This window comes from Roseateles puraquae (assembly GCF_002205845.1).
Lineage (GTDB): Bacteria > Pseudomonadota > Gammaproteobacteria > Burkholderiales > Burkholderiaceae_C > Pelomonas > Pelomonas puraquae.
The window spans coordinates 1,424,583-1,442,185 of the sequence record NZ_NISI01000001.1 but is presented as its reverse complement, the minus strand read 5'-3'; the positions used below and the strand labels follow the sequence as shown (position 1 = coordinate 1,442,185).

The 17,603-nt window shown below is 69.3% G+C and carries 18 protein-coding genes; 8 read left to right on the top strand and 10 right to left on the bottom strand.

Annotated features, from left to right (window positions below):
* Positions 1-53: 53 nt before the first annotated feature.
* Together CDO81_RS06535 and CDO81_RS06530 are read left to right on the top strand one after the other, a co-directional pair.
* Complete coding sequence (locus tag CDO81_RS06535; RefSeq protein ID WP_088482280.1) at positions 54-572, top strand: O-acetyl-ADP-ribose deacetylase; 519 nt, start codon at positions 54-56, stop codon at positions 570-572.
* Between the two features lie 71 nt (positions 573-643).
* Positions 644-847, top strand: coding sequence for a hypothetical protein (locus CDO81_RS06530; RefSeq protein ID WP_088482279.1), 204 nt, complete (start codon positions 644-646; stop codon positions 845-847).
* Between the two features lie 34 nt (positions 848-881).
* On the opposite strand, the gene CDO81_RS06525 is transcribed toward CDO81_RS06530, so the two are convergent.
* From CDO81_RS06525 to CDO81_RS06505, 5 genes are read right to left on the bottom strand one after another with little or no spacing between them, the layout of a single operon-like run.
* On the bottom strand, positions 882-1,286 hold the full coding sequence (locus CDO81_RS06525; protein WP_088482278.1) for a type II toxin-antitoxin system VapC family toxin: 405 nt from the start codon (positions 1,284-1,286) through the stop codon (positions 882-884).
* 3 nt (positions 1,287-1,289) lie between these two features.
* Complete coding sequence (locus tag CDO81_RS06520; RefSeq protein WP_088482277.1) at positions 1,290-1,547, bottom strand: type II toxin-antitoxin system Phd/YefM family antitoxin; 258 nt, start codon at positions 1,545-1,547, stop codon at positions 1,290-1,292.
* Positions 1,548-1,586: 39 nt separating this feature from the next.
* The gene (locus tag CDO81_RS06515) at positions 1,587-4,781 is read right to left on the bottom strand and encodes an error-prone DNA polymerase (protein ID WP_088482276.1); all 3,195 of its coding nucleotides are present in this window, start codon (positions 4,779-4,781) and stop codon (positions 1,587-1,589) included.
* A complete protein-coding gene (locus tag CDO81_RS06510) occupies positions 4,778-6,085 on the bottom strand; it encodes a Y-family DNA polymerase (protein ID WP_241516867.1) in 1,308 nt (435 codons plus the stop codon). Before CDO81_RS06510 ends, CDO81_RS06515 begins: the two co-directional genes overlap by 4 nt.
* A complete protein-coding gene (locus tag CDO81_RS06505) occupies positions 6,054-6,923 on the bottom strand; it encodes a recombinase RecA (protein WP_144397150.1) in 870 nt (289 codons plus the stop codon). The genes CDO81_RS06510 and CDO81_RS06505 overlap by 32 nt, the downstream gene beginning before the upstream one ends.
* 156 nt (positions 6,924-7,079) lie before the next feature.
* On the opposite strand from CDO81_RS06505, the gene CDO81_RS06500 reads away from it, so the two are divergent.
* Complete coding sequence (locus CDO81_RS06500) at positions 7,080-7,466, top strand: YciI family protein (protein WP_088482274.1); 387 nt, start codon at positions 7,080-7,082, stop codon at positions 7,464-7,466.
* A 19-nt stretch (positions 7,467-7,485) separates the two neighbouring features.
* Here the strand turns inward: CDO81_RS06500 and CDO81_RS06495 are convergent, their stop codons facing one another.
* From CDO81_RS06495 to CDO81_RS06485, 3 genes are all read right to left on the bottom strand, one after another.
* Complete coding sequence (locus CDO81_RS06495; RefSeq protein WP_088482273.1) at positions 7,486-8,544, bottom strand: serine/threonine protein kinase; 1,059 nt, start codon at positions 8,542-8,544, stop codon at positions 7,486-7,488.
* Positions 8,545-8,587: 43 nt separating this feature from the next.
* The gene (locus CDO81_RS06490) at positions 8,588-9,499 is read right to left on the bottom strand and encodes a DUF2726 domain-containing protein (RefSeq protein WP_088482272.1); all 912 of its coding nucleotides are present in this window, start codon (positions 9,497-9,499) and stop codon (positions 8,588-8,590) included.
* Positions 9,500-9,646: 147 nt separating this feature from the next.
* Positions 9,647-10,450: a GNAT family N-acetyltransferase gene (locus tag CDO81_RS06485; protein WP_241516866.1), complete on the bottom strand. Its 804-nt coding sequence runs from the start codon at positions 10,448-10,450 to the stop codon at positions 9,647-9,649.
* Between the two features lie 234 nt (positions 10,451-10,684).
* Between CDO81_RS06485 and rplM the strand changes: the two genes are divergently transcribed.
* The 4 genes from rplM (at position 10,685) to mdtD (ending at position 13,534) form a co-directional block, all read left to right on the top strand.
* A complete protein-coding gene (gene rplM / locus CDO81_RS06480; RefSeq protein ID WP_088482271.1) occupies positions 10,685-11,113 on the top strand; it encodes a 50S ribosomal protein L13 in 429 nt (142 codons plus the stop codon).
* 9 nt (positions 11,114-11,122) lie between these two features.
* Positions 11,123-11,515 carry a 30S ribosomal protein S9 gene (rpsI, locus tag CDO81_RS06475; protein WP_088482270.1) on the top strand — a complete coding sequence of 131 codons (393 nt, stop codon included), beginning with the start codon at positions 11,123-11,125 and terminating at the stop codon, positions 11,513-11,515.
* A 119-nt stretch (positions 11,516-11,634) separates the two neighbouring features.
* Positions 11,635-11,997 (top strand): iron-sulfur cluster insertion protein ErpA, encoded by a 363-nt coding sequence (erpA, locus tag CDO81_RS06470; protein ID WP_088482269.1) that lies wholly within the window; start codon positions 11,635-11,637, stop codon positions 11,995-11,997.
* Positions 11,998-12,070: 73 nt separating this feature from the next.
* Positions 12,071-13,534, top strand: coding sequence for a multidrug transporter subunit MdtD (mdtD, locus tag CDO81_RS06465; protein WP_088482268.1), 1,464 nt, complete (start codon positions 12,071-12,073; stop codon positions 13,532-13,534).
* A gap of 12 nt (positions 13,535-13,546) precedes the next feature.
* On the opposite strand, the gene CDO81_RS06460 is transcribed toward mdtD, so the two are convergent.
* On the bottom strand, positions 13,547-14,662 hold the full coding sequence (locus tag CDO81_RS06460) for an anhydro-N-acetylmuramic acid kinase (protein WP_088482267.1): 1,116 nt from the start codon (positions 14,660-14,662) through the stop codon (positions 13,547-13,549).
* Positions 14,640-16,040 carry a M23 family metallopeptidase gene (locus tag CDO81_RS06455; RefSeq protein WP_241516865.1) on the bottom strand — a complete coding sequence of 467 codons (1,401 nt, stop codon included), beginning with the start codon at positions 16,038-16,040 and terminating at the stop codon, positions 14,640-14,642. The genes CDO81_RS06460 and CDO81_RS06455 overlap by 23 nt, the downstream gene beginning before the upstream one ends.
* 254 nt (positions 16,041-16,294) lie before the next feature.
* Here CDO81_RS06455 and tyrS point away from each other — a divergent pair, with 254 nt between their 5' ends.
* On the top strand, positions 16,295-17,521 hold the full coding sequence (gene tyrS, locus CDO81_RS06450) for a tyrosine--tRNA ligase (RefSeq protein WP_088482266.1): 1,227 nt from the start codon (positions 16,295-16,297) through the stop codon (positions 17,519-17,521).
* Positions 17,522-17,603: the final 82 nt, after the last annotated feature.

The following is a 17,603-nucleotide window of genomic DNA, read 5'->3' as shown; positions in this document are numbered from 1 at the left end:
CGCTGTTTGGTGGGTCGCGTACGCTGGTGACCTGAACACACTCGTCACTGCCCATGCCCGTCATCCTTCGCGCCCTGCGCGCCGACATCACGACGTTGAGAGTCGATGCCATCGTGAATGCTGCCAACTCGTCGCTGCTGGGCGGCGGTGGCGTGGACGGTGCAATCCACCGCGCCGCAGGGCCTGACCTGGTGCATGAGTGCCGGCTGCTCGGCGGTTGCAAGACAGGAGACGCCAAGATCACCGCCGGCCATCGTCTGCCAGCGCGGTACATCGTGCACAGCGTCGGGCCGGTCTGGCGCGGTGGCGGCCACGGGGAGGCGGATTTGCTGGCGTCCTGCTATCGCCGCTCGGTGGAAGTGGCCAGTGCCAAGGGCGTGGCGTCAATCGCATTTCCCGGCATCAGCACTGGTATCTATGGCTATCCGGTGGAGCTGGCAGCCGACATCGCGATCGCGACGGTGCGGGCAGTGAGCCAGCGACATCCGCAACTCCATGAGGTCATCTTTTGCTGCTTTGCGGCAGCTGACCTCGCCGTGTACGAGCTTGCACTGACCGAACCCGCGCCATGAGCAAGCATGCAAGCCGTCCGGTTCTTGAACCTGGCTGTCCGCGCCTCATGTGGGCGTGCTGGAGGACAGACATGAAGAAGCTCAGCAAAGACGACAAGCGCAAGCTGTGGAAAGACACCAAGTCGTATCACGTGGCCGCGGTGCTCGACAAGGCGACGAGCGCCCGTCTGCTGCAGCCGCTGCCGACGCGGTTCGAGCTGGAAGGCAAGGATGGCGAGCGCCTGATGCTGACCACGCCGCCCCGATCTGCTGCGCGCCGGGTGGTCGAAGACTGAGCGCGCGCTGGCTCAGTCGGCGTCTTCATGAAACTCAGGTCTTGAACGGATTCAACAGCGGCACGCCAAAGGCCTTGAAATCGGCCACGTTCCGGGTCACCACCGTCAGGCCATGCACTTTGGCCGTGGCGGCGATCATGGCGTCTTCGTACAAGGTGTCGGAGCGCCTGTGCATGAACCGGGCCCATGTGCGAAAGGCCGCTGCGTCCATCGGGAGCACGTTGTAGGCCGCAGCCACCCGTTCCAGCCAGACTTCGATCTCTTCAGCTTTGGCAGCGTTTTGCTCGCGCGTGATCTCGATGCCGGCCTGGATTTCGCCGAGGGTCACCGCGCTCAGATGGAGTTGGGTGTCTTCCAGGCCTTGGAACCAGGCGAGCACGCCGCCATGCGGCTTGGGTTTGCGCAGTTCGGAGACGACGTTGGTGTCGAGCAGGTACATCGGTCACCTCGCTGCGGTCGGGGGGCGCCGGCGCGCCGAACCGCGAGCGGGCAGAGCCAGTTCGGTGCGCCCCTCGTCAGACAACAGCAGTTGCTTGAGTGAGGGGCGTGCGGCTGCCTGCAGGCGCCGCCATTCGTCGACGGGCACCAGCACGGCCGTCTCCGTACCTCGTTTGGTCACCATCTGAGGCCCTTCGGTCAGGCAAGACTCCAGGAACTCGCTGAACCGCGCCTTCGCGTCTTGGACAGGCCATGCTTGCATCGCACACCTCTGCTGACTATTTATCTGACTAGTTTAACTTCACCTGAAATCCCGACTCTCCGTCTGCAACCGCCCCAGCAGCGGATTCAGGTTCCTGAACCTGCGCGCCAGCAGGTGGCGTACGTCGCCGTCGCCGCGTTGCCATAGGCCTTCCACGGCCAGCAGCCGGGCGCCGAGGATGGTGCTGCGGTGCTCTTCGTAGGCCTTGGGCCAGACGATCACCTGCACGTTGCCGGTCTCGTCTTCCAGGGTGACGAAGAGCGTGCCCTTGGCGGTTTGCGGCTTCTGGCGGCCGGTGACGATGCCGCAGGCCTTGGCGTAACGCCCGGCCTTGACGGCATCGAGCTGGCGGGCGGACAGCAGGCCCTGCTTCGCGAGCCGCGGGCGCAGCAGGGCGAGCGGGTGGCGGCGCAGGGTGAGGCCGGTGGCGGCGTAGTCCCAGAGCACTTCTTCGCCTTCGGCGGCGGCGGGCAGTTCGAGTTCGTCCTCGGGCAGCAGGCTGCCCTGCAGCAGCTGGGGCACGGCATGCAGGGCCGAGGCCTGCCAGACCTGCTGGCGGCGGTGGCCGGCGAGTGAGGTGAGGGCGTCGGCGGCGGCGAGCTGCTGCATGTCCTGCTGGGTCAGGCGCGCGCGGTGGGCCAGGTCCTGCGGATGCGCGAACGGGCCTTGCTCGCGGCGGGCCCGTTCGATGCGCAGGGCCGCGTCGTCGCCCAGGCCGCTGACCAGGCGCAGGCCCAGCCGCACGGCGGGCTGTGGGCGTTCGCCGTGGGCGTCGACCGGCAGCACCTCAGGCTCCAGCGTGCTGTCGCGGTCGCTGTGGTTCACGTCGATGGCGCGCACCTCGATGTGGTGGCGCCGCGCGTCCTGCACGAGCTGGCTGGGCGTGTAGAAGCCCAGCGGCTGGGAGTTCAGCAGCGCGCACAGGAAGGCCGCGGGCTCATGGCATTTGAGCCAGCAGCTGATGTAGGTCAGCAGCGCGAAGCTGGCGGCGTGGCTCTCGGGGAAGCCGTAGCTGGAGAAGCCCTTGATCTGTTTGAAGATGCTCTCGGCGAAGTCGTCGGTGTAGCCGCGCTCGCGCATGCCCTGCACGACCTTGTCGTAGTACTTCTCGAGCACGCCGGGGCGCTTCCAGGCGGCCATGGCGCGGCGCAGCTGGTCGGCCTCGCCGGCGCTGAAGCCGGCGGCGATCATGGCCACCTGCATCACCTGCTCCTGGAAGATGGGCACGCCGCGCGTGCGCCACAGCGCGGCCTTGAGCGCCTCGCTGGGGTAGGGCACCTCGTCAGGCGGCAGCGCGCGGTTCTTGAGGTAGGGGTGCACCATGCCGCCCTCGATCGGGCCGGGCCGCACGATGGCGACCTCGATGACGAGGTCGTAGTAGCAGCGCGGCTTCAGGCGCGGCAGCATGGACATCTGCGCGCGGCTCTCGATCTGGAACACGCCCACCGTGTCAGCGCGGCAGATCATGTCGTAGGTGCGGGTGCATTCGCGCGGGATGGTGGCCAGCTCCCAGCGCTCGCCGCGCAGCGTGTTGACGAGGTCGATGCAGCGGCGGATGGCACTCAGCATGCCCAGGGCCAGCACGTCGACCTTCATCATCTTGAGCTCGTCGATGTCGTCCTTGTCCCACTCGATGACGCTGCGCTTTTCCATCGTCGCGTTCTCGATGGGCACCAGGCGCTCCAGCGGCCCCTCGGTCAGCACGAAGCCGCCGACGTGCTGCGACAGGTGCCGCGGCAGGCCGTTGAGCTGGCGGGCCAGCGTGATGAGCTGCAGCAGGCGCGGGTCGTCTGCCGGCAGGCCGAGCTGGTCGAGCAGGGCGGCGCGATGCTCCTCGGGCAGCACCTGGGTGGACCAGCCGCTGTGGTCGTTGCTCATGATCTCCAGCTGCGCCTCGCTGAAGCCGAGTGCCTTGCCCACGTCGCGGATGGCGCTCTTGGGCCGGTAGCAGATGACGACGGCGGTGAGTGCGGCGCGGTCGCGGCCGTACTTGTCGTAGAGGTGCTGGATGACCTCCTCGCGGCGCTCGTGCTCGAAGTCGACGTCGATGTCAGGCGGCTCGTTGCGCTCGCGGCTGATGAAGCGCTCGAACAGCAGCGTGCTCTCCTCAGGGTTCACCGAGGTCACGCCCAGGCAGTAGCAGACGACGCTGTTGGCCGCCGAGCCGCGGCCCTGGCAGAGGATCTGCTGGCTGCGTGCGAAGGCGACGACGTCGGCCACGGTCAGGAAGTAGTGCTCGTAGCCCAGTTCCTCGATGAGGTCGAGCTCGTGCTCGATGCGGGCGCGCAGTTCGGGCGTCAGGCCCTGCGGCCAGCGCCGGGTGGCGCCGGCTTCGGTGAGCTGGCGCAGGTGCTGGCTGGCGCTGAGGCCGGGTGGCACGACCTCGCTCGGGTAGCGGTAGCGGATCTCGTCGAGGCTGAAGTGGCAGCGTGCGGCTACCTGCAGGGTCTCGGCCAGCAGCTCGGGCGGCACCAGGCGCGACAGGCGGTAGCGGCTGCGCAGATGGCGCTCGGCATTGGGCTGCAGGTCAAAGCCACAGTCGGCCACGGTGCGGCCCAGGCGCGTGGCGGTCATCACGTCCTGCAGCGCCTTGCGGGAGCGCACATGGAAGTGCACGTCGCCCGCGGCCACGAGCGGCAGCGCGGTGGCTTCAGACAGCGCCTGCAGCCGCTGCAGCCACAGCGCGTCGCTGGCTTCTCGCACCAGCTCCACCGCCAGCCAGGCGCGGCCGGTGAAGTGCTGCAGCGCCCATTGCGCCGGGGCCAGCAGCTCGGCGTCCGGCGCTTCGCGCGGCAGCACCAGCAGGGCCAGGCAGTCGGTGAGGGCTTCAGGCGCGAGCTGGCGCCAGTGCAGGGTGTACTCGCCCTTGATGGGGCTGGCGCGGCGCAGCCGGGTGATGAACTGGCTGAGGTTGCCGTAGCCGTTGAGGTTCTGCGCGATGAGCACGAGCTTGAAGCGCGGCGTGCCGGCGTCGTCGCGCACGAGGAATTCGCTGCCGATGAGCAGCTGCATCGTGACGGGTTCGCCGCCTTCGGCAGCTGCGGCCTCACGCATCTCGCGCAGCTGCTTGTGCGCGCGCACCACGCCGGCGAGCGAGCATTCGTCAGTGAGGGCCAGCGCGGTGTAGCCCATCTGCACGGCGCGCTCCACCAGCTCCTGGGGCTCGGAGGCACCACGCAAAAAGCTGAAGGCCGACAGGCAGTGGAGTTCGGCATAGGCCTGCGAGTCCGTCATGCGAACACCCCGTGCAGAAACCAACCCGACGTCCATGCCGCGGCCGGGTCGGGAAAGCGCTCGTGGTAGACCCACAGCACCCCGCGCGTGGCGCTGCGGTAGACGAAGTAGTCGCGGGTCTGCAGGCCGGCGGGCCCGTCCCACCAGCCGGTTTCCACGCGGTGCGGGCCGCTGATGCGCGTGAGCGGCCCGGCGAAGAGGGGCTGCTCGTGGGCATCGCAGCGCAGGGGCAGCGGCGGGTCGAGCAGCCAGGTGGGTTGTGGGCCGGGTGCCTGTCGCGCGGCCGTGCCCCCCGCTGCAGCGGGCGCCGGCCAAGGCTGCCAGTGCTGCATGCGGTCCAGCCGGTGGTCTTCGCACAGCCGACCCTGGCGCACGCGGGCCGCACCCAGGCGCACCGACAGCCGCTCCAGCAGCGCGTGGGTGGTGGTGTGGGCCTGCTCGTCCGCCTCGCCGGGCAGCAGGCCGGCGCTGAGTTCCTGCAGCGGCAGCAGTTGCTCGGCGCTGAGCGAGAGTTCGCCCGCCGGTGCGGCCAGCGTGGTGCGGGCCAGGTGTTCTCCCAGCAGTCGGGTCAGGCGACGCAGGTCGCGCGTGGTGTCGGCGGTGGCCACGGTGAGCTCGCCGCTGCCGGCCACGTCGCGGGCGCGCATGGCGTCGTGCTGCCAGGCCAGGCGCAGCGTGCGCACGCCGGCATGCCGTGCAGCCAGGAAGGCACAGAGCTGGCGCAGCAGGGGCTCGGCGAAGCTCAGCAGCACCGGCGCGTGCTCCACCCGCCAGGGCAACTCCAGCCGGGCTTCGAAGCGATCGGGCAGCGTCAGCCAGGTGTGCGCCTCGGGGGTGTCGCCGTAGGCCTGGTCGAGGGCGGTCAGCAGGGCGGGGCCGAAGCGCCGGGCGAGCGCGGCGCGTGGCAGGCGACGCAACTCGCCGAGCTGTTGGCAGCCCAGGCGGGCGAGCATGGCCTGGTGGGCCTGGGCGGCGCTGAGGGCGCGCAGGGGCAGGGCGTCCAGCCGTTCGGCGAAGCTGCCACGCCGAGGGGGCTCGGGGCAACGCGCCAGCGCGAGGGCGCCCAGCGCCGTGGGGGCCCAGGCGGTGGCGCCCAGGGGCAGGCCGGCCTGCTCGGCACCGGCCTGCAGCTTCAGGCGCAGTGCCCGCGCGCCGCGGAACAGCCGCAGGCTGGCCGACACCTCGGCCACCACGCCTTCTTCCAGCCGGGCCACGCGCGGTGTGAAGCCCAGCGCCAGCCAGCCCAGGGCGTCGACATCACCCGCCAGGGCCTCAGGCGTGCAGCACAGGGCGAGCCAGCGCATGGAGGCGCTCCGGGGAGGGCAGGGTTGCCGGCAAGGCGGGCTGCGGCTGCGCCTGGCGCCGGGCGGCGGTGAGCAGCGGCTCCACCGCGCCGGGCGCGGCGGGCAGGGCCAGCCAGCCGTCATGCGCCGGGCCGCGGCGCTTGAGCAGGTGCACGGCCAACTGCCAGCCATCGCCCGGCTTCACCACCAGACGCAGTGGTGCGGCGGACGACTGGGTGCCTGAGCGTTCTGGCCGCACCAGAAAGCTCGGCGCGTCGGACCCCAGGGCCGCCACCTGCAGGCGGCGGACCTGTTCGGGCCGGGCCTCGGGCAGCCAGGCGAGCACGGCCACCTGCGACTTGATGGCCTGCTCGGCCGCCCACAGGGCTTCGGCCGGCGTGCCCGCCGCCACCCACAGCAGGGCCGAGGCGGGTAGGCCCAGTCCCTGCAGACCCGGCAGATGCGGCGTGTGCGGCGGGTTGATGAGCAGCAGCGAGCGCAGCGCAACGGGCATCCGGGCCGCCGGCCGGCTGCGGCGCAGCCCCGGGGCCGGGGCCGCCGGGGCTGCGCCGGCCCACCACTGGCGCAGTGCCGGCGCCAGCAGCCGCCATTCCAGGACGCCGGCCTGGGGCGTCAGCAACTCGGTGACGGCCTTCAGCGGCCAGCCGCCGCCGGGCAATTCCGCGTCCAGCGCGGCAAAGCCACTGGCCAGCACCGGCTCGGCCATGCAGCCCAGGCTGTTACCGCGCCACAGCCGCCCTTGCAGGCCGGGGGCTTCTTCGGGGCGCAGCCCGGCCGCTCGGGCAGAGGGTGTGGGCGGGCGTGAAGACGGGGGCGGGGCGACAGGGGCGGGCAGCATGGCCAGGTCGTGACAACAGAAAACCGGGGGAGGGATGAGACCACAATACTGTATGCATATCCAGTACTTTTGCTGGATCATCCACCCCAATTGCGGCAGCATTGCCGGCCTTCTGCGCGGGGTTTCCGCCCTGCGCCTTCACGAAAGACCTCCGCCATGCCCTTGAACGACTACCTGCTCCTGTCCCGCGGCCAGTGGGATCCCGACGCCCGCCCCGAGGAGGTGCAGCGAGCCATCGATGCGTTCTATGTCTGGTACGAGCAGGGCCTGGCCCAGGGTCGGCTCAAGCCCGGCAGCCGCCTGGAGCCGGGCGTGCGCGTCGTGGGGCGCGGCGGGGTGGTCACGGACGGCCCCTTCGCCGAGACCAAGGAATGGGTCGGCGGCTACTGGTTCATCGTGGCCGAGTCGCTCGACCAGGCCGCCGCCATCGCGGCCGAGAACCCCTGCCTGCAGTTCGGCCTGACGATGGAAATCCGCCCGCTCGAAGCCGCCCGCGCCGACGTGCGCGTGCTGGCCAACGAGACGCCAGCCACCTGGCGCTGAGGCTCAGCCGGGCGGGCGTTCAGGCGAAGCCGTCGCCGTCGAAGTCCACCTCGTCTTCGTCCCGCATCCGCGCGGGGGCGGCATCGCGCGGGCGCATGGCCTCCAGCTGTTCGCGCAGCTTGGCGACCTGGTCGTGCCAGTAGTTGGGCGTGCCGAACCACGGGAAGGCGAGCGGGAAGGCCGGGTCGCCCCAGCGGCGGGCCAGCCAAGCGCTGTGGTGGATCATGCGCATCGTGCGCAGCGGCTCGATCAGGCGCAGCTCGCGGTCGTCGAACTCGGCGATCTGTTCATAACCGTCGAGCACCGCGTTGAGCAGATGGCGCGCGGCGTCGGGATCGCCCGGCAGCAGCATCCACAGGTCCTGCACGACCGGGCCGGTGACGGCATCGTCCAGGTCCACGAAATGCGGGCCGCGGTCGGGCGTCCAGAGGATGTTGCCTGGGTGGCAGTCGCCGTGCAGGCGGGTGAGTTGCAGGTCGGGCAGGCTGTCGAACGCAGCCTGGATGGCCGCGATGCAGCGTTGGGCGGCGTCATCCCAGCCGGCAGCAATTTCTGGCGGGATGGCTTCATGGTCGATGAGCCAGTCGCGCGCGGTCTGGGCCGGCGCGGCGCTGGCCCAGGTCAGGCGTTCGGCAAAGGGCTGCTGGCGGCCCACCGCATGCAGCCGCGCCAGCAGGCGGCCGATCCAGCGCAGCACCTCGGGGTCTTCCAGCTCCGGGCCCCGGCCGCCCTGCCGCGGCGTGACAGCCAGGCGCTGGCCCTGGTAATGAAAGAGCGTGGAGCCCCCTGCCAGCATCCAGGGCGCGGCCACGGGGACCTCGGCAGCGGCCAGTTCGGCGGCAAAGCCGTGCTCCTCCAGGATCTGGGCGTCGGTCCACCGACCCGGGCGGTAGAACTTGGCCACGGCCGCCGTGCTGCCGAACTGAGCGTCCTCCAGATGCAGCATCAGCACCCGGTTCTCGAAGGAATTCAGCTGCATGAGCCGGCCGTCCGCGCGCAGACCGGCGGCGTCCAGGGCGTCGAGCATGAATTCCGGCGTGAGGTCGCCGAAGCTGAGGTCAGGGGTGGCGTGAGACATCCGGCGAGTGTCGCCGGGATGGCGCTCAGCCGCCCTGGCGCGGTCAGCGGCGGCGGGGGCGCTCGGTGGCGTAGCGCGGCGCGTCGACGACCACGCCCACGATGTCGTCCATCATGGCTTCTTCGTCAGCGTCGTCCAGCACCGGCAGGCTGCGCGGGTTGTAGCGCGAGGTGTCGAGGCTGCGGGGCGGTTGGCGGCGCTGCGGCTGTGGCGGCAGGCCGGGGTGCTCCGGCAGATGCGGGTCCATCGGCGGGAGATGGGCGCTGCGGGCCGGCCGATGCGGGTAGCGGTCGTCGTAGGGCTCGCGGTAGTGATCCTGGCTGCCCGCGAAGACGCGCGCGTCCTGCCACAGCGGCATGGGCTGCGGCAGGCCGCCCCAGTCGCTGCCGTAGTCTTCTTCCGTCAGGGCTGGGCGGCGGCGGCTCAGGCTGGCCGTGGCGGCCGGGGCCGGCAGCGGGCCGCGGGTGTTGCTGCCCTGGGGCACCAGCAGCTGCAGCTCGGCGACGCTGGGCAGGTGGTCCATGGCGCAGCGCAGGTAGCGCACGCGGCAGGCCGACAGCACGGCCTGCTTGATCTGCAGGCTGCGGGGCGTCACGCCGCGCTCGCCTTCGAGGTCGATCGCGGCCAGCACGCGCCCGTTGGGGCTGCAGATGGCAAAGGTCACATGGGCGGCGCCGAGCAGGTCGAACCAGTAGCGCACTTCCTTGGCTTCGGTCGGCTGGCAAAAGCGCACCAACGGCAGCTTGGACAGCACGACATGGTGGGGGAGTGCCTCGCGCAGCAGCCGGAAGACGCGGCGCTCATCGGTGCTGAACACCGGCCTAGCCGTGAGCGACCACTCCGCCGGCAGGCCCTTGTTGGCGCGCGCCGGCCGCCGCAGCGCCCAGATCAGGCTGACGGCCAGACCCAGCACGCAAACAGCCAGGGCAGCGATCCAATAGACGGCGTACGGCATGTCCCTCGGGAGTTGGGGCAACGGCGCCAATCCCTCGGCGCAATGGGGGGCCAATGTAGCGCAACGTCCCTAAAATGAAGTACTCGCTAGCCCCCATTCCCCCGGCATGAGGGGGCGGGTTTGTGGTAACTCACGTGGAAGGCGGCGTTACTGCTTGGCCGCCCGGCCAGAGGCGTCAAAGTGCGCCTTGACCTCGGCCACGCCGTCGACGATGCCGCTGATCACCTGGGCCTGGCGCTTGAACTGGAAGTCCAGCTCGCCCAGATGGCGCTCCAGGGCCTGCTCGACCTGGGAGCCGACGGTATCGGGCGGCAGGCGCAGCCAGGCGGCGGACTCGCCCCCGCCGTCATGCTCGACGACGGCTCCCGCGGCGGCTGCGATGCGCAGCATGGGGCGGTTTTCGGTCAGGGCGTGGATGAACAGCGTGTCGATGCCCCGGTTGCGGGCGTGCAGCGCGGCGGCGTCGAACAGGCGCCGCCCCAGGCCCCGGCTGCGCGATTGCGCCAGCACCGACACGCCGAACTCCGCCATCGTGCGCTGCGGCTCGCCCGGCATGGGCAGGCCGTAGGCGAGGTGGGCCAGTGCGATCAGGTGCAGCCGGCGGTTGAAGATGCCCAGCACCTCGTCGCGGCTGAAGTCGATGCTGAGGGCGTATTTGCGGATCTGCTCGTCGGAGGCCGGGTAGCCGAAGCGCAGGTAGCGGTCATCGGGCGTCAGCGCCAGCAGGTGTTCGATGATGCGGCGGCGGTGCCGCCGGCCCAGCGAGCGGATCGGCACCCAGGTCGACAGCCGCTCCAGGGCTGCACGCGCGCCGGCCAGCGGCCCGGTGGCCGGGCTGGGCGCAGGCGGGGGCGGCGGGCTCGGGTCGGGGCCGAGCGCCGACAACTCGTGATCCCAGCCGGTGACGGCGTCGTCCGGCAAGGGGGCGGGCGCGGGAGTCGGGGTGGGCATGGAGGAAAGCCGTGAGGCCGCAGCGTTCTGGCAGAGGTTACCGCCTTGGCGGTTTTCAAACCAGCGCTCAAGCTGCTACACTCGCGGGCTTTTCCGTCAAAAGGCTGCGGGAAAGAACCCTGTCGAGAGGTTGTGCATCCAAGACACAGCACCGAGGCGGGGGAGCAAATCAGCCATCCATCGCCGGTGTTTCCAGTCTGATTGGAGATGCCGGCACTAGCGAAAGCTACTCTCATGAAGACCTTCAGCGCCAAGCCGGCCGAAGTGACGCACGAGTGGTTTGTGATTGACGCCACCGACAAGGTGCTCGGACGTGTTGCCAGCGAAGTGGCACTCCGTTTGCGCGGCAAGCACAAGGCCATCTACACGCCTCACGTCGACACCGGTGATTTCATCGTCATCGTCAATGCCGACAAGCTCCGTGTGACCGGCAACAAGGCCACCGACAAGGTGTACTACCGTCACAGCGGCTTCCCTGGCGGCATCTACGCCACGAAGTTCAAGGACATGCAAGCCAAGCACCCCGGCCGCGCGCTGGAGAAGGCCGTCAAGGGCATGCTGCCCAAGGGCCCGCTGGGTTACGCCATGGTCAAGAAGCTGAAGGTCTACGCAGGTCCCACGCACCCGCACACCGCTCAGCAGCCCAAGGCTCTCGAGATCTAAGGAACGGCCATGATCGGAAACTGGAATTACGGTACCGGCCGTCGCAAGTCGTCGGTCGCTCGCGTCTTCATCAAGAAGGGCACGGGCCAGATCATCGTCAACGGCAAGTCCATCGAGACCTACTTCGGCCGTCAGACCTCCATCATGATCGCCAAGCAGCCCCTGCTGCTGACGAACAACGGTGAGGCCTTCGACATCAAGGTGAACGTCCACGGTGGCGGCGAATCCGGCCAAGCCGGCGCCCTGCGCCTGGGCATCACCCGCGCGCTGATCGACTACGACGCCGCCCTGAAGCCCGAACTGAGCCGCGCCGGCTTCGTCACGCGTGACGCGCGTGAAGTCGAGCGTAAGAAGGTCGGTCTGCACGGCGCCCGTCGTCGCAAGCAGTTCAGCAAGCGCTGATCTTCGCCCCGGGCATTGTTCGCGATGCCCCTACATCAAAAGGCCGCTTCACGCGGCCTTTTGTTTTTGGGCCGACAATCCCCACATTCGTTTTCGACCCGTTCCACAGGAGCCCCGCCATGAGCGCCGTGCTTGAGACCCCGACCGACATCCCCGTGCCCCTGGTGTTCACCGACAGCGCCGCCGACAAGGTGCGCGACCTGGTGGCCGAAGAAGGCAACCCGGACCTGAAGCTGCGCGTGTTCGTCCAGGGCGGCGGCTGCTCCGGCTTCCAGTACGGCTTCACCTTCGACGAGGCCGTCAACGACGATGACACCCAGATGCAGAAGAACGGCGTGACGCTGCTGATCGACTCCATGAGCCTGCAGTACCTGATGGGCGCCGAGATCGACTACAAGGAAGACCTGCAGGGCGCGCAGTTCGTCATCAAGAACCCGAACGCCACCACCACCTGCGGTTGCGGCTCCAGCTTCTCGGTCTGAGACCCTGATGTCGCGCCTGCGCTGACCCGCACCTGCACAAGCCGCCTTCGGGCGGCTTTTTCTTTTCCGCGCCATGGCTTCCGTACCGACTTCGCCCGCCGTCCCGCTCGACCCCGAACAAGAGCGCGCCTTGAAGCGCCTGCTGTGGCTGGTCGCCGTGGGCTTCTTCATGCAGACGCTGGACGCCACCATCGTCAACACCGCGCTGCCGGCGATGGCGAGCAGCCTGGGCGAAAGCCCGCTGCGCATGCAGTCGGTCGTGGTGGCGTATTCGCTGGCCATGGCCATGTTGATCCCGGCCTCGGGGTGGCTGGCTGATCGTTTCGGTACCCGCCGCATCTACGTGGGCGCGATCCTGCTGTTCGTCGTCGGGTCGGTGCTGTGTGCCATGGCTTCGAGCCTGGCGATGCTGGTCGCCGCACGGGTGGTCCAGGGCCTGGGCGGCGCCTTGCTTCTGCCGGTGGGGCGGCTGGTGGTGCTGCGCACCTTCCCGCGGGAGCGCTTTCTGCAGGCGATGAGCTTTGTCGCCATTCCGGGGCTGGTGGGCCCCCTGATCGGCCCGACGCTGGGGGGCTGGCTGGTGGAGGCGGCCTCCTGGCACTGGATCTTCCTGATCAACCTGCCGGTCGGCCTGCTCGGTGCGCTCGCGACCTTGCGCTGGATGCCCCGGCCGCCTGCGGTGGCGCGCGTGCGCTTCGATCTTGCCGGTTATCTGCTGCTGGCCTTCGGCATGGTGGCGCTGTCGCTGGCGCTCGACGGCCTCTCAGGCCTGGGCCTGCGCCAGGCTTCGGTGCTGGTGCTGATGATCTTCGGCCTGGCCAGTCTCGTGGCCTATTGGCTGCATGCGCTGCGGCGCCCCGACCCGCTGTTCTCGCCGCGGCTCTTCCGTGTCGGCTCGCTGCGCATCGGCCTCATCGGCAACCTGTTCTCGCGGCTGGGCAGTTCCTGCATGCCCTTCCTGATCCCACTGCTGCTGCAGGTGACCATGGGCTATTCCCCGGCCCAGGCCGGCATGATGATGTTGCCGGTGGCGCTGGCCAGCATGTCCATGAAGCGCATCACCACGCCGCTGATCCAGCGCCATGGCTATCGGCGGGTGCTGGTGGTCAATACCGGGCTGGTGGGCCTGACGATGGCCAGCTTCGCGTTGTCCTCACCGCAGCAGCCGCTGGTGTTGCTGTTGCTGCAGTTGGCGGCATTCGGCGCGGTCAACTCCATGCAGTTCACCGCCATGAACACCTTGACGCTGAAAGACCTCGAGCCCGGTGCTGCCAGCAGCGGCAACAGCCTGCTGTCGATGGTGCAGATGCTGGCGATGGGCATGGGTGTCGCGGCTGCGGGCGCGGTGCTGGCGGCCTTCACTGAGTTCTTTGGCAGCGAAGCCGGCGGTGTGCGCACGCTGCAGGCCTTTCAGGCGACCTTCGGCTGCATGGCCCTGATCACGGTGGCTTCGGCGGGCATCTTCTGGCAGCTGGCCGAGGCGGACAGCCAGGCGATGCGCAGCAGTCGGGAGCAGGACGTGCCCGAGGCCGGCTGACGCCGCCACCGCTCAGGCCGGATGCAAGGCGCCGAGCACGCGCGGCCCGGCCGCGCCGGTCACGCCGGGCAGATTGCCGGGCTGGCGCTCGATGAAGCGATGGGCCAGCCAGGCGAAGGCGGCGGCCTCGACCTGATCGACCGGCAGGCCATGGTCGGCGCTCGATGCCAGGGTCACGCCGGGCAAGAGCCGGCCCAGTGCCTTCATGAGTTGACCGTTGCGCGCACCGCCGCCGCAGGCGATCAGCCGGCGCGCCTGCGGCATGTGGGCCGTCAGTGCGTCTGCCACGGTGTGGGCGGTCAGGGCCAGCAGTGTGGCCTGCACGTCCTCGGGGCGCGCGTCGGGGGCGAGATGCGGTTGCAGCCAGCCGAGGTGGAAGAGGTCGCGACCCGTGCTCTTGGGCGGCGGCAGGGCGAAGTAGGGTTCGGCGAGCAGCGCTGCCAGCAGGTCCGGCAGGATCTCGCCGCTGGCGGCCCAGGCGCCGTCCGCATCGAAGCCCAGGCCCTGGTGCTGGGCGATCCAGCCGTCCATCAGGCAGTTGGCCGGGCCGCAGTCGAAGCCGCCGGTGCGGCCGTCCGCGTGCAGCAGGCTGAGATTGCTGATACCGCCGAGGTTGAGAACGGCCACGTCCTGCTCTGCCGCGTCGAACATTGCGCGGTGGAAGGCCGGCACCAGCGGCGCCCCCTGGCCGCCGGCTGCGATATCCCGGCTGCGCAGGTCACACACCACGGCGATGCGGGCTTGCTCGGCCAGCAGGGCGCCGTTGAGCAGCTGAATCGTGTAGCCGTCGAAGCCGCCGGGCTGATGCCGCACCGTCTGGCCGTGGGCGCCCAGGGCGATGACGCTGCTGCGCGGCGTACCGGTCTGCTCCAGCAGTTGGGCCACGACGTCGGCATAGGCACGCGCCACGCCGTTGGCCGCGAGGGCGGCGCGGTGCAGTTCGTTGCCGCCCGGGGCGTTCAATGCCAGCAGCTCATCGCGCAGCGCGGCAGGGAACGGGGCATGCACATGGCCGAGCACGGCCCGGGACCCGGCATCGAAGAGCACGGCATCGGTGCCGTCGAGCGACGTGCCCGACATCAGGCCGACGTAGAGCCGGCGAGGGTCAGTCGGCGGCAGAGACGCCATCCATCGTCTGGGCCACGGCCAGCTGGGTCTTGACGCTGGCGACGGTCTGCACGAACTGCGACTTGGCGTAGCTCGGCAGCGTGACGGCCTCTGAAGCGCGGGCGATGACGCGCGGGTCGACGTGGCGGCCACCGACGCGGAACTCGAAATGCAGGTGCGGGCCCGTGGCCCAGCCCGTCATGCCGACCGCGCCGATGCGCTGGCCCTGCTCGATGCGCTGGCCCTTCTTGACGTCGATGCGGCTCAGGTGGGCATAGACCGTGGTGCGGTCACCGCTGTGGCGCACTTGCACGACGTTGCCAAAGCCGTTCTGCCAGCCTGCCACTTCCACCACGCCGTCGCCCACCGTGCGCACAGCGGTGCCAATGGGGGCGCCGTAGTCGACACCGTTGTGCTGGCGCCAGGTCTGCATGATGGGATGGAAGCGCATCGCGAAGCCGCTGGTGATGCGCGAGAACTCCATCGGGCTGGCCAGGAAGGCGCGGCGCTTGCTCTGGCCGTCGAAGCCGTAGAAGCTGCCCTTGCCGGTCACGCTGTCCTTGAACCACACCGCCGAATAGGTGCGGCCGTTGTTGGTGAACTCGCCCGCCAGCAGGCGGCCGACGCCACCGTCCCAGGTGATGGGTTCGCCGTCGGCGGTGAGCGTCTCGTAGACGATGCTGAAGCGGTCGCCCTTGCGCAGTTCGCGGTGGAAGTCGATGTCGCCGGAGAACATGTCGGCCATCTGGGAGGCGATGGCGTCGGGAATGTTGGCGTCGTCGGTGGCGGCGAACAGCGAGCTGCGGATGGTGCCGCTGCCCAGGGCCACTTGGGCCTGCAGCGGCGCCGTCTCGGTGCGCGCGGTGAAGCGGCTGCCGTCGCGGGCGATGGTCAGCCGGGTGAAGTGGGTGCCTTGCTGCTCGGCCTTTTCGGCCGGGAAGCGCACGATGATCTTTTGCACCGTGCCGGACGAGTCGGCGGTGAGGTGCACCATCTTGCCGGCGCGGCCCTGGAAGATGCGGCGGGCCAGGGGGTCGGTGCGCAGGAAGGCGGCAGCGGCGGGGTCGAAGGCGCCAGCGCGCTTGAGCAGGGTGTCGGGGGTGTCGCTGGAGCGGGTCGCCTCGGCGCGGGTCAGGCCAATGCTGTGGGCGGCAAGCTCTTCGAGTTGGTCTTCAATGCTGGGCGCAGCGACGGTCTGGACCACCGTGCGCTTGGGCAGGTCGGCCGCATCAGGCGCGAGCGGCGCAATGCCGAAGGCCGTCACGGCGAAGCAGCTCAGCGTGCCGACCACGGTCGCCGTCAGGGCGCGCGGGTGGCGGGCGGCAAAGGCCTCGGCGCGCTGGACGCCGGCCTGGAGTTGCTTCAGATGCTGCTGGATACGTTGCTGGAAAACGGTCACGCTGGCTGTTCCGGGGTTGTCGCTGGGGCAATCCCGGCACAGGCCGGTTCCACGCGAAGGGCGCGCTTCGTGGGCGCCGCCCTAAAATCCTTCTGTTCCAATCCCTTGGTCCTGATCGGTTGCGTTGTGATGAAGCAACACCCCGCAACCGAAGGGTGAATTCTAACGGCTCTGTCCTACCCGACATGCCGGTTAACCCCGATGGATCAATAACTTAACAATTCGGTTCGGTTTGTTGCCGAGCCAGTTCCGCCATGTCCGACGCTCCGCAATACCCCGTCACCGATGCCGTCCTCGAAGCCCTGGCCATCACGCGCCGCGGCGTGGAGGAGCTGCTGCCCGAGGCGGAGTGGACGAAGAAGCTCGCGCGCTCCGCCGCCACCGGCGTGCCGCTGCGGATCAAGCTGGGCCTGGACCCGACGGCGCCCGACATCCACGTTGGTCACACCGTGGTGCTGAACAAGATGCGCCAGCTGCAGGACCTCGGCCACCAGGTGATCTTCCTGATCGGCGACTTCACGTCCCTTATCGGCGACCCCTCCGGCCGCAACGCCACGCGCCCGCCGCTGACCAAGGAACAGATCCAGGCCAACGCCGAGACCTACTACGCCCAGGCCAAGCTGGTGCTCGACCCGGCTCGCACCGAGATTCGCTACAACTCCGAGTGGAGCGAGCCGCTGGGCGCCGTGGGCATGATCCAGCTGGCGGCCAAATACACCGTGGCCCGCATGATGGAGCGCGACGATTTCACGAAGCGCTTCGCCGCCGGCACGCCCATCTCGGTGCATGAGTTCCTGTACCCGCTGATGCAAGGCTATGACTCGGTGGCGCTGAAGAGCGACCTGGAGCTGGGCGGCACGGACCAGAAGTTCAACCTGCTGATGGGCCGCCACCTGCAGCAGGAGTACGGCCAGGAGCCGCAGTGCATCCTGACCATGCCGCTGCTCGAAGGCCTGGACGGCGTCGAGAAGATGTCCAAGTCCAAGAACAACTACATCGGCATCACCGAGCCCGCCAACAGCATGTTCGCGAAGATCCTGTCGATCAGCGATGTGCAGATGTGGAAGTGGTACGAGCTGCTGTCCTTCAAGTCGATGGCCGAGATTGCGGCGCTGAAGGCCGAGGTGGCGGGCGGGCGCAACCCCAAGGATGCCAAGGTGATGCTGGCCAAGGAAATCACCGCGCGCTTTCACAGCGCCGCGGCGGCGGATGCGGCGGAGCAGGACTTCATCAACCGCGCCAAGGGTGGCATCCCCGACGACATCCCGACGGTCGCACTGACCGGGGCGCCGCTGGGAATTGCCCAGGTGCTGAAGGCCGCGGGCCTGGTGTCGTCCACGAGCGAGGGCCTGCGCATGATCGAGCAGGGCGGCGTGCGCCGCTCGGGCGAGGTGTTGGCGGACAAGGGGCTCAAGCTCGATGCCGGCGAGCATGTGCTGCAGGTCGGCAAGCGCAAGTTCGCGCGGGTGGCCTTGAGCTGAGGCCAGGCTCAGGCACCTCCCCCTAATTTGTCGGAGGAGGGCTGCATCCAGTCGCGGGCGGGTGGCGTAGGTGGGGCAGATG

Coding starts and splice junctions, on each gene's coding strand:
- CDO81_RS06530 (WP_088482279.1), top strand. CDS start 644: ATGAAGAAGCTCAGCAAAGACGACAAGCGCAAGCTGTGGAAAGACACC.
- CDO81_RS06505 (WP_144397150.1), bottom strand. CDS start 6,923: ATGCTGCCCGCCCCTGTCGCCCCGCCCCCGTCTTCACGCCCGCCCACA.
- CDO81_RS06495 (WP_088482273.1), bottom strand. CDS start 8,544: ATGTCTCACGCCACCCCTGACCTCAGCTTCGGCGACCTCACGCCGGAA.
- CDO81_RS06515 (WP_088482276.1), bottom strand. CDS start 4,781: ATGACGGACTCGCAGGCCTATGCCGAACTCCACTGCCTGTCGGCCTTC.
- mdtD (WP_088482268.1), top strand. CDS start 12,071: ATGGCTTCCGTACCGACTTCGCCCGCCGTCCCGCTCGACCCCGAACAA.
- CDO81_RS06500 (WP_088482274.1), top strand. CDS start 7,080: ATGCCCTTGAACGACTACCTGCTCCTGTCCCGCGGCCAGTGGGATCCC.
- rpsI (WP_088482270.1), top strand. CDS start 11,123: ATGATCGGAAACTGGAATTACGGTACCGGCCGTCGCAAGTCGTCGGTC.
- CDO81_RS06510 (WP_241516867.1), bottom strand. CDS start 6,085: ATGCGCTGGCTCGCCCTGTGCTGCACGCCTGAGGCCCTGGCGGGTGAT.
- CDO81_RS06525 (WP_088482278.1), bottom strand. CDS start 1,286: ATGTACCTGCTCGACACCAACGTCGTCTCCGAACTGCGCAAACCCAAG.
- erpA (WP_088482269.1), top strand. CDS start 11,635: ATGAGCGCCGTGCTTGAGACCCCGACCGACATCCCCGTGCCCCTGGTG.
- rplM (WP_088482271.1), top strand. CDS start 10,685: ATGAAGACCTTCAGCGCCAAGCCGGCCGAAGTGACGCACGAGTGGTTT.
- CDO81_RS06520 (WP_088482277.1), bottom strand. CDS start 1,547: ATGCAAGCATGGCCTGTCCAAGACGCGAAGGCGCGGTTCAGCGAGTTC.
- CDO81_RS06490 (WP_088482272.1), bottom strand. CDS start 9,499: ATGCCGTACGCCGTCTATTGGATCGCTGCCCTGGCTGTTTGCGTGCTG.
- tyrS (WP_088482266.1), top strand. CDS start 16,295: ATGTCCGACGCTCCGCAATACCCCGTCACCGATGCCGTCCTCGAAGCC.
- CDO81_RS06485 (WP_241516866.1), bottom strand. CDS start 10,450: ATGCCCACCCCGACTCCCGCGCCCGCCCCCTTGCCGGACGACGCCGTC.
- CDO81_RS06460 (WP_088482267.1), bottom strand. CDS start 14,662: ATGGCGTCTCTGCCGCCGACTGACCCTCGCCGGCTCTACGTCGGCCTG.
- CDO81_RS06535 (WP_088482280.1), top strand. CDS start 54: ATGCCCGTCATCCTTCGCGCCCTGCGCGCCGACATCACGACGTTGAGA.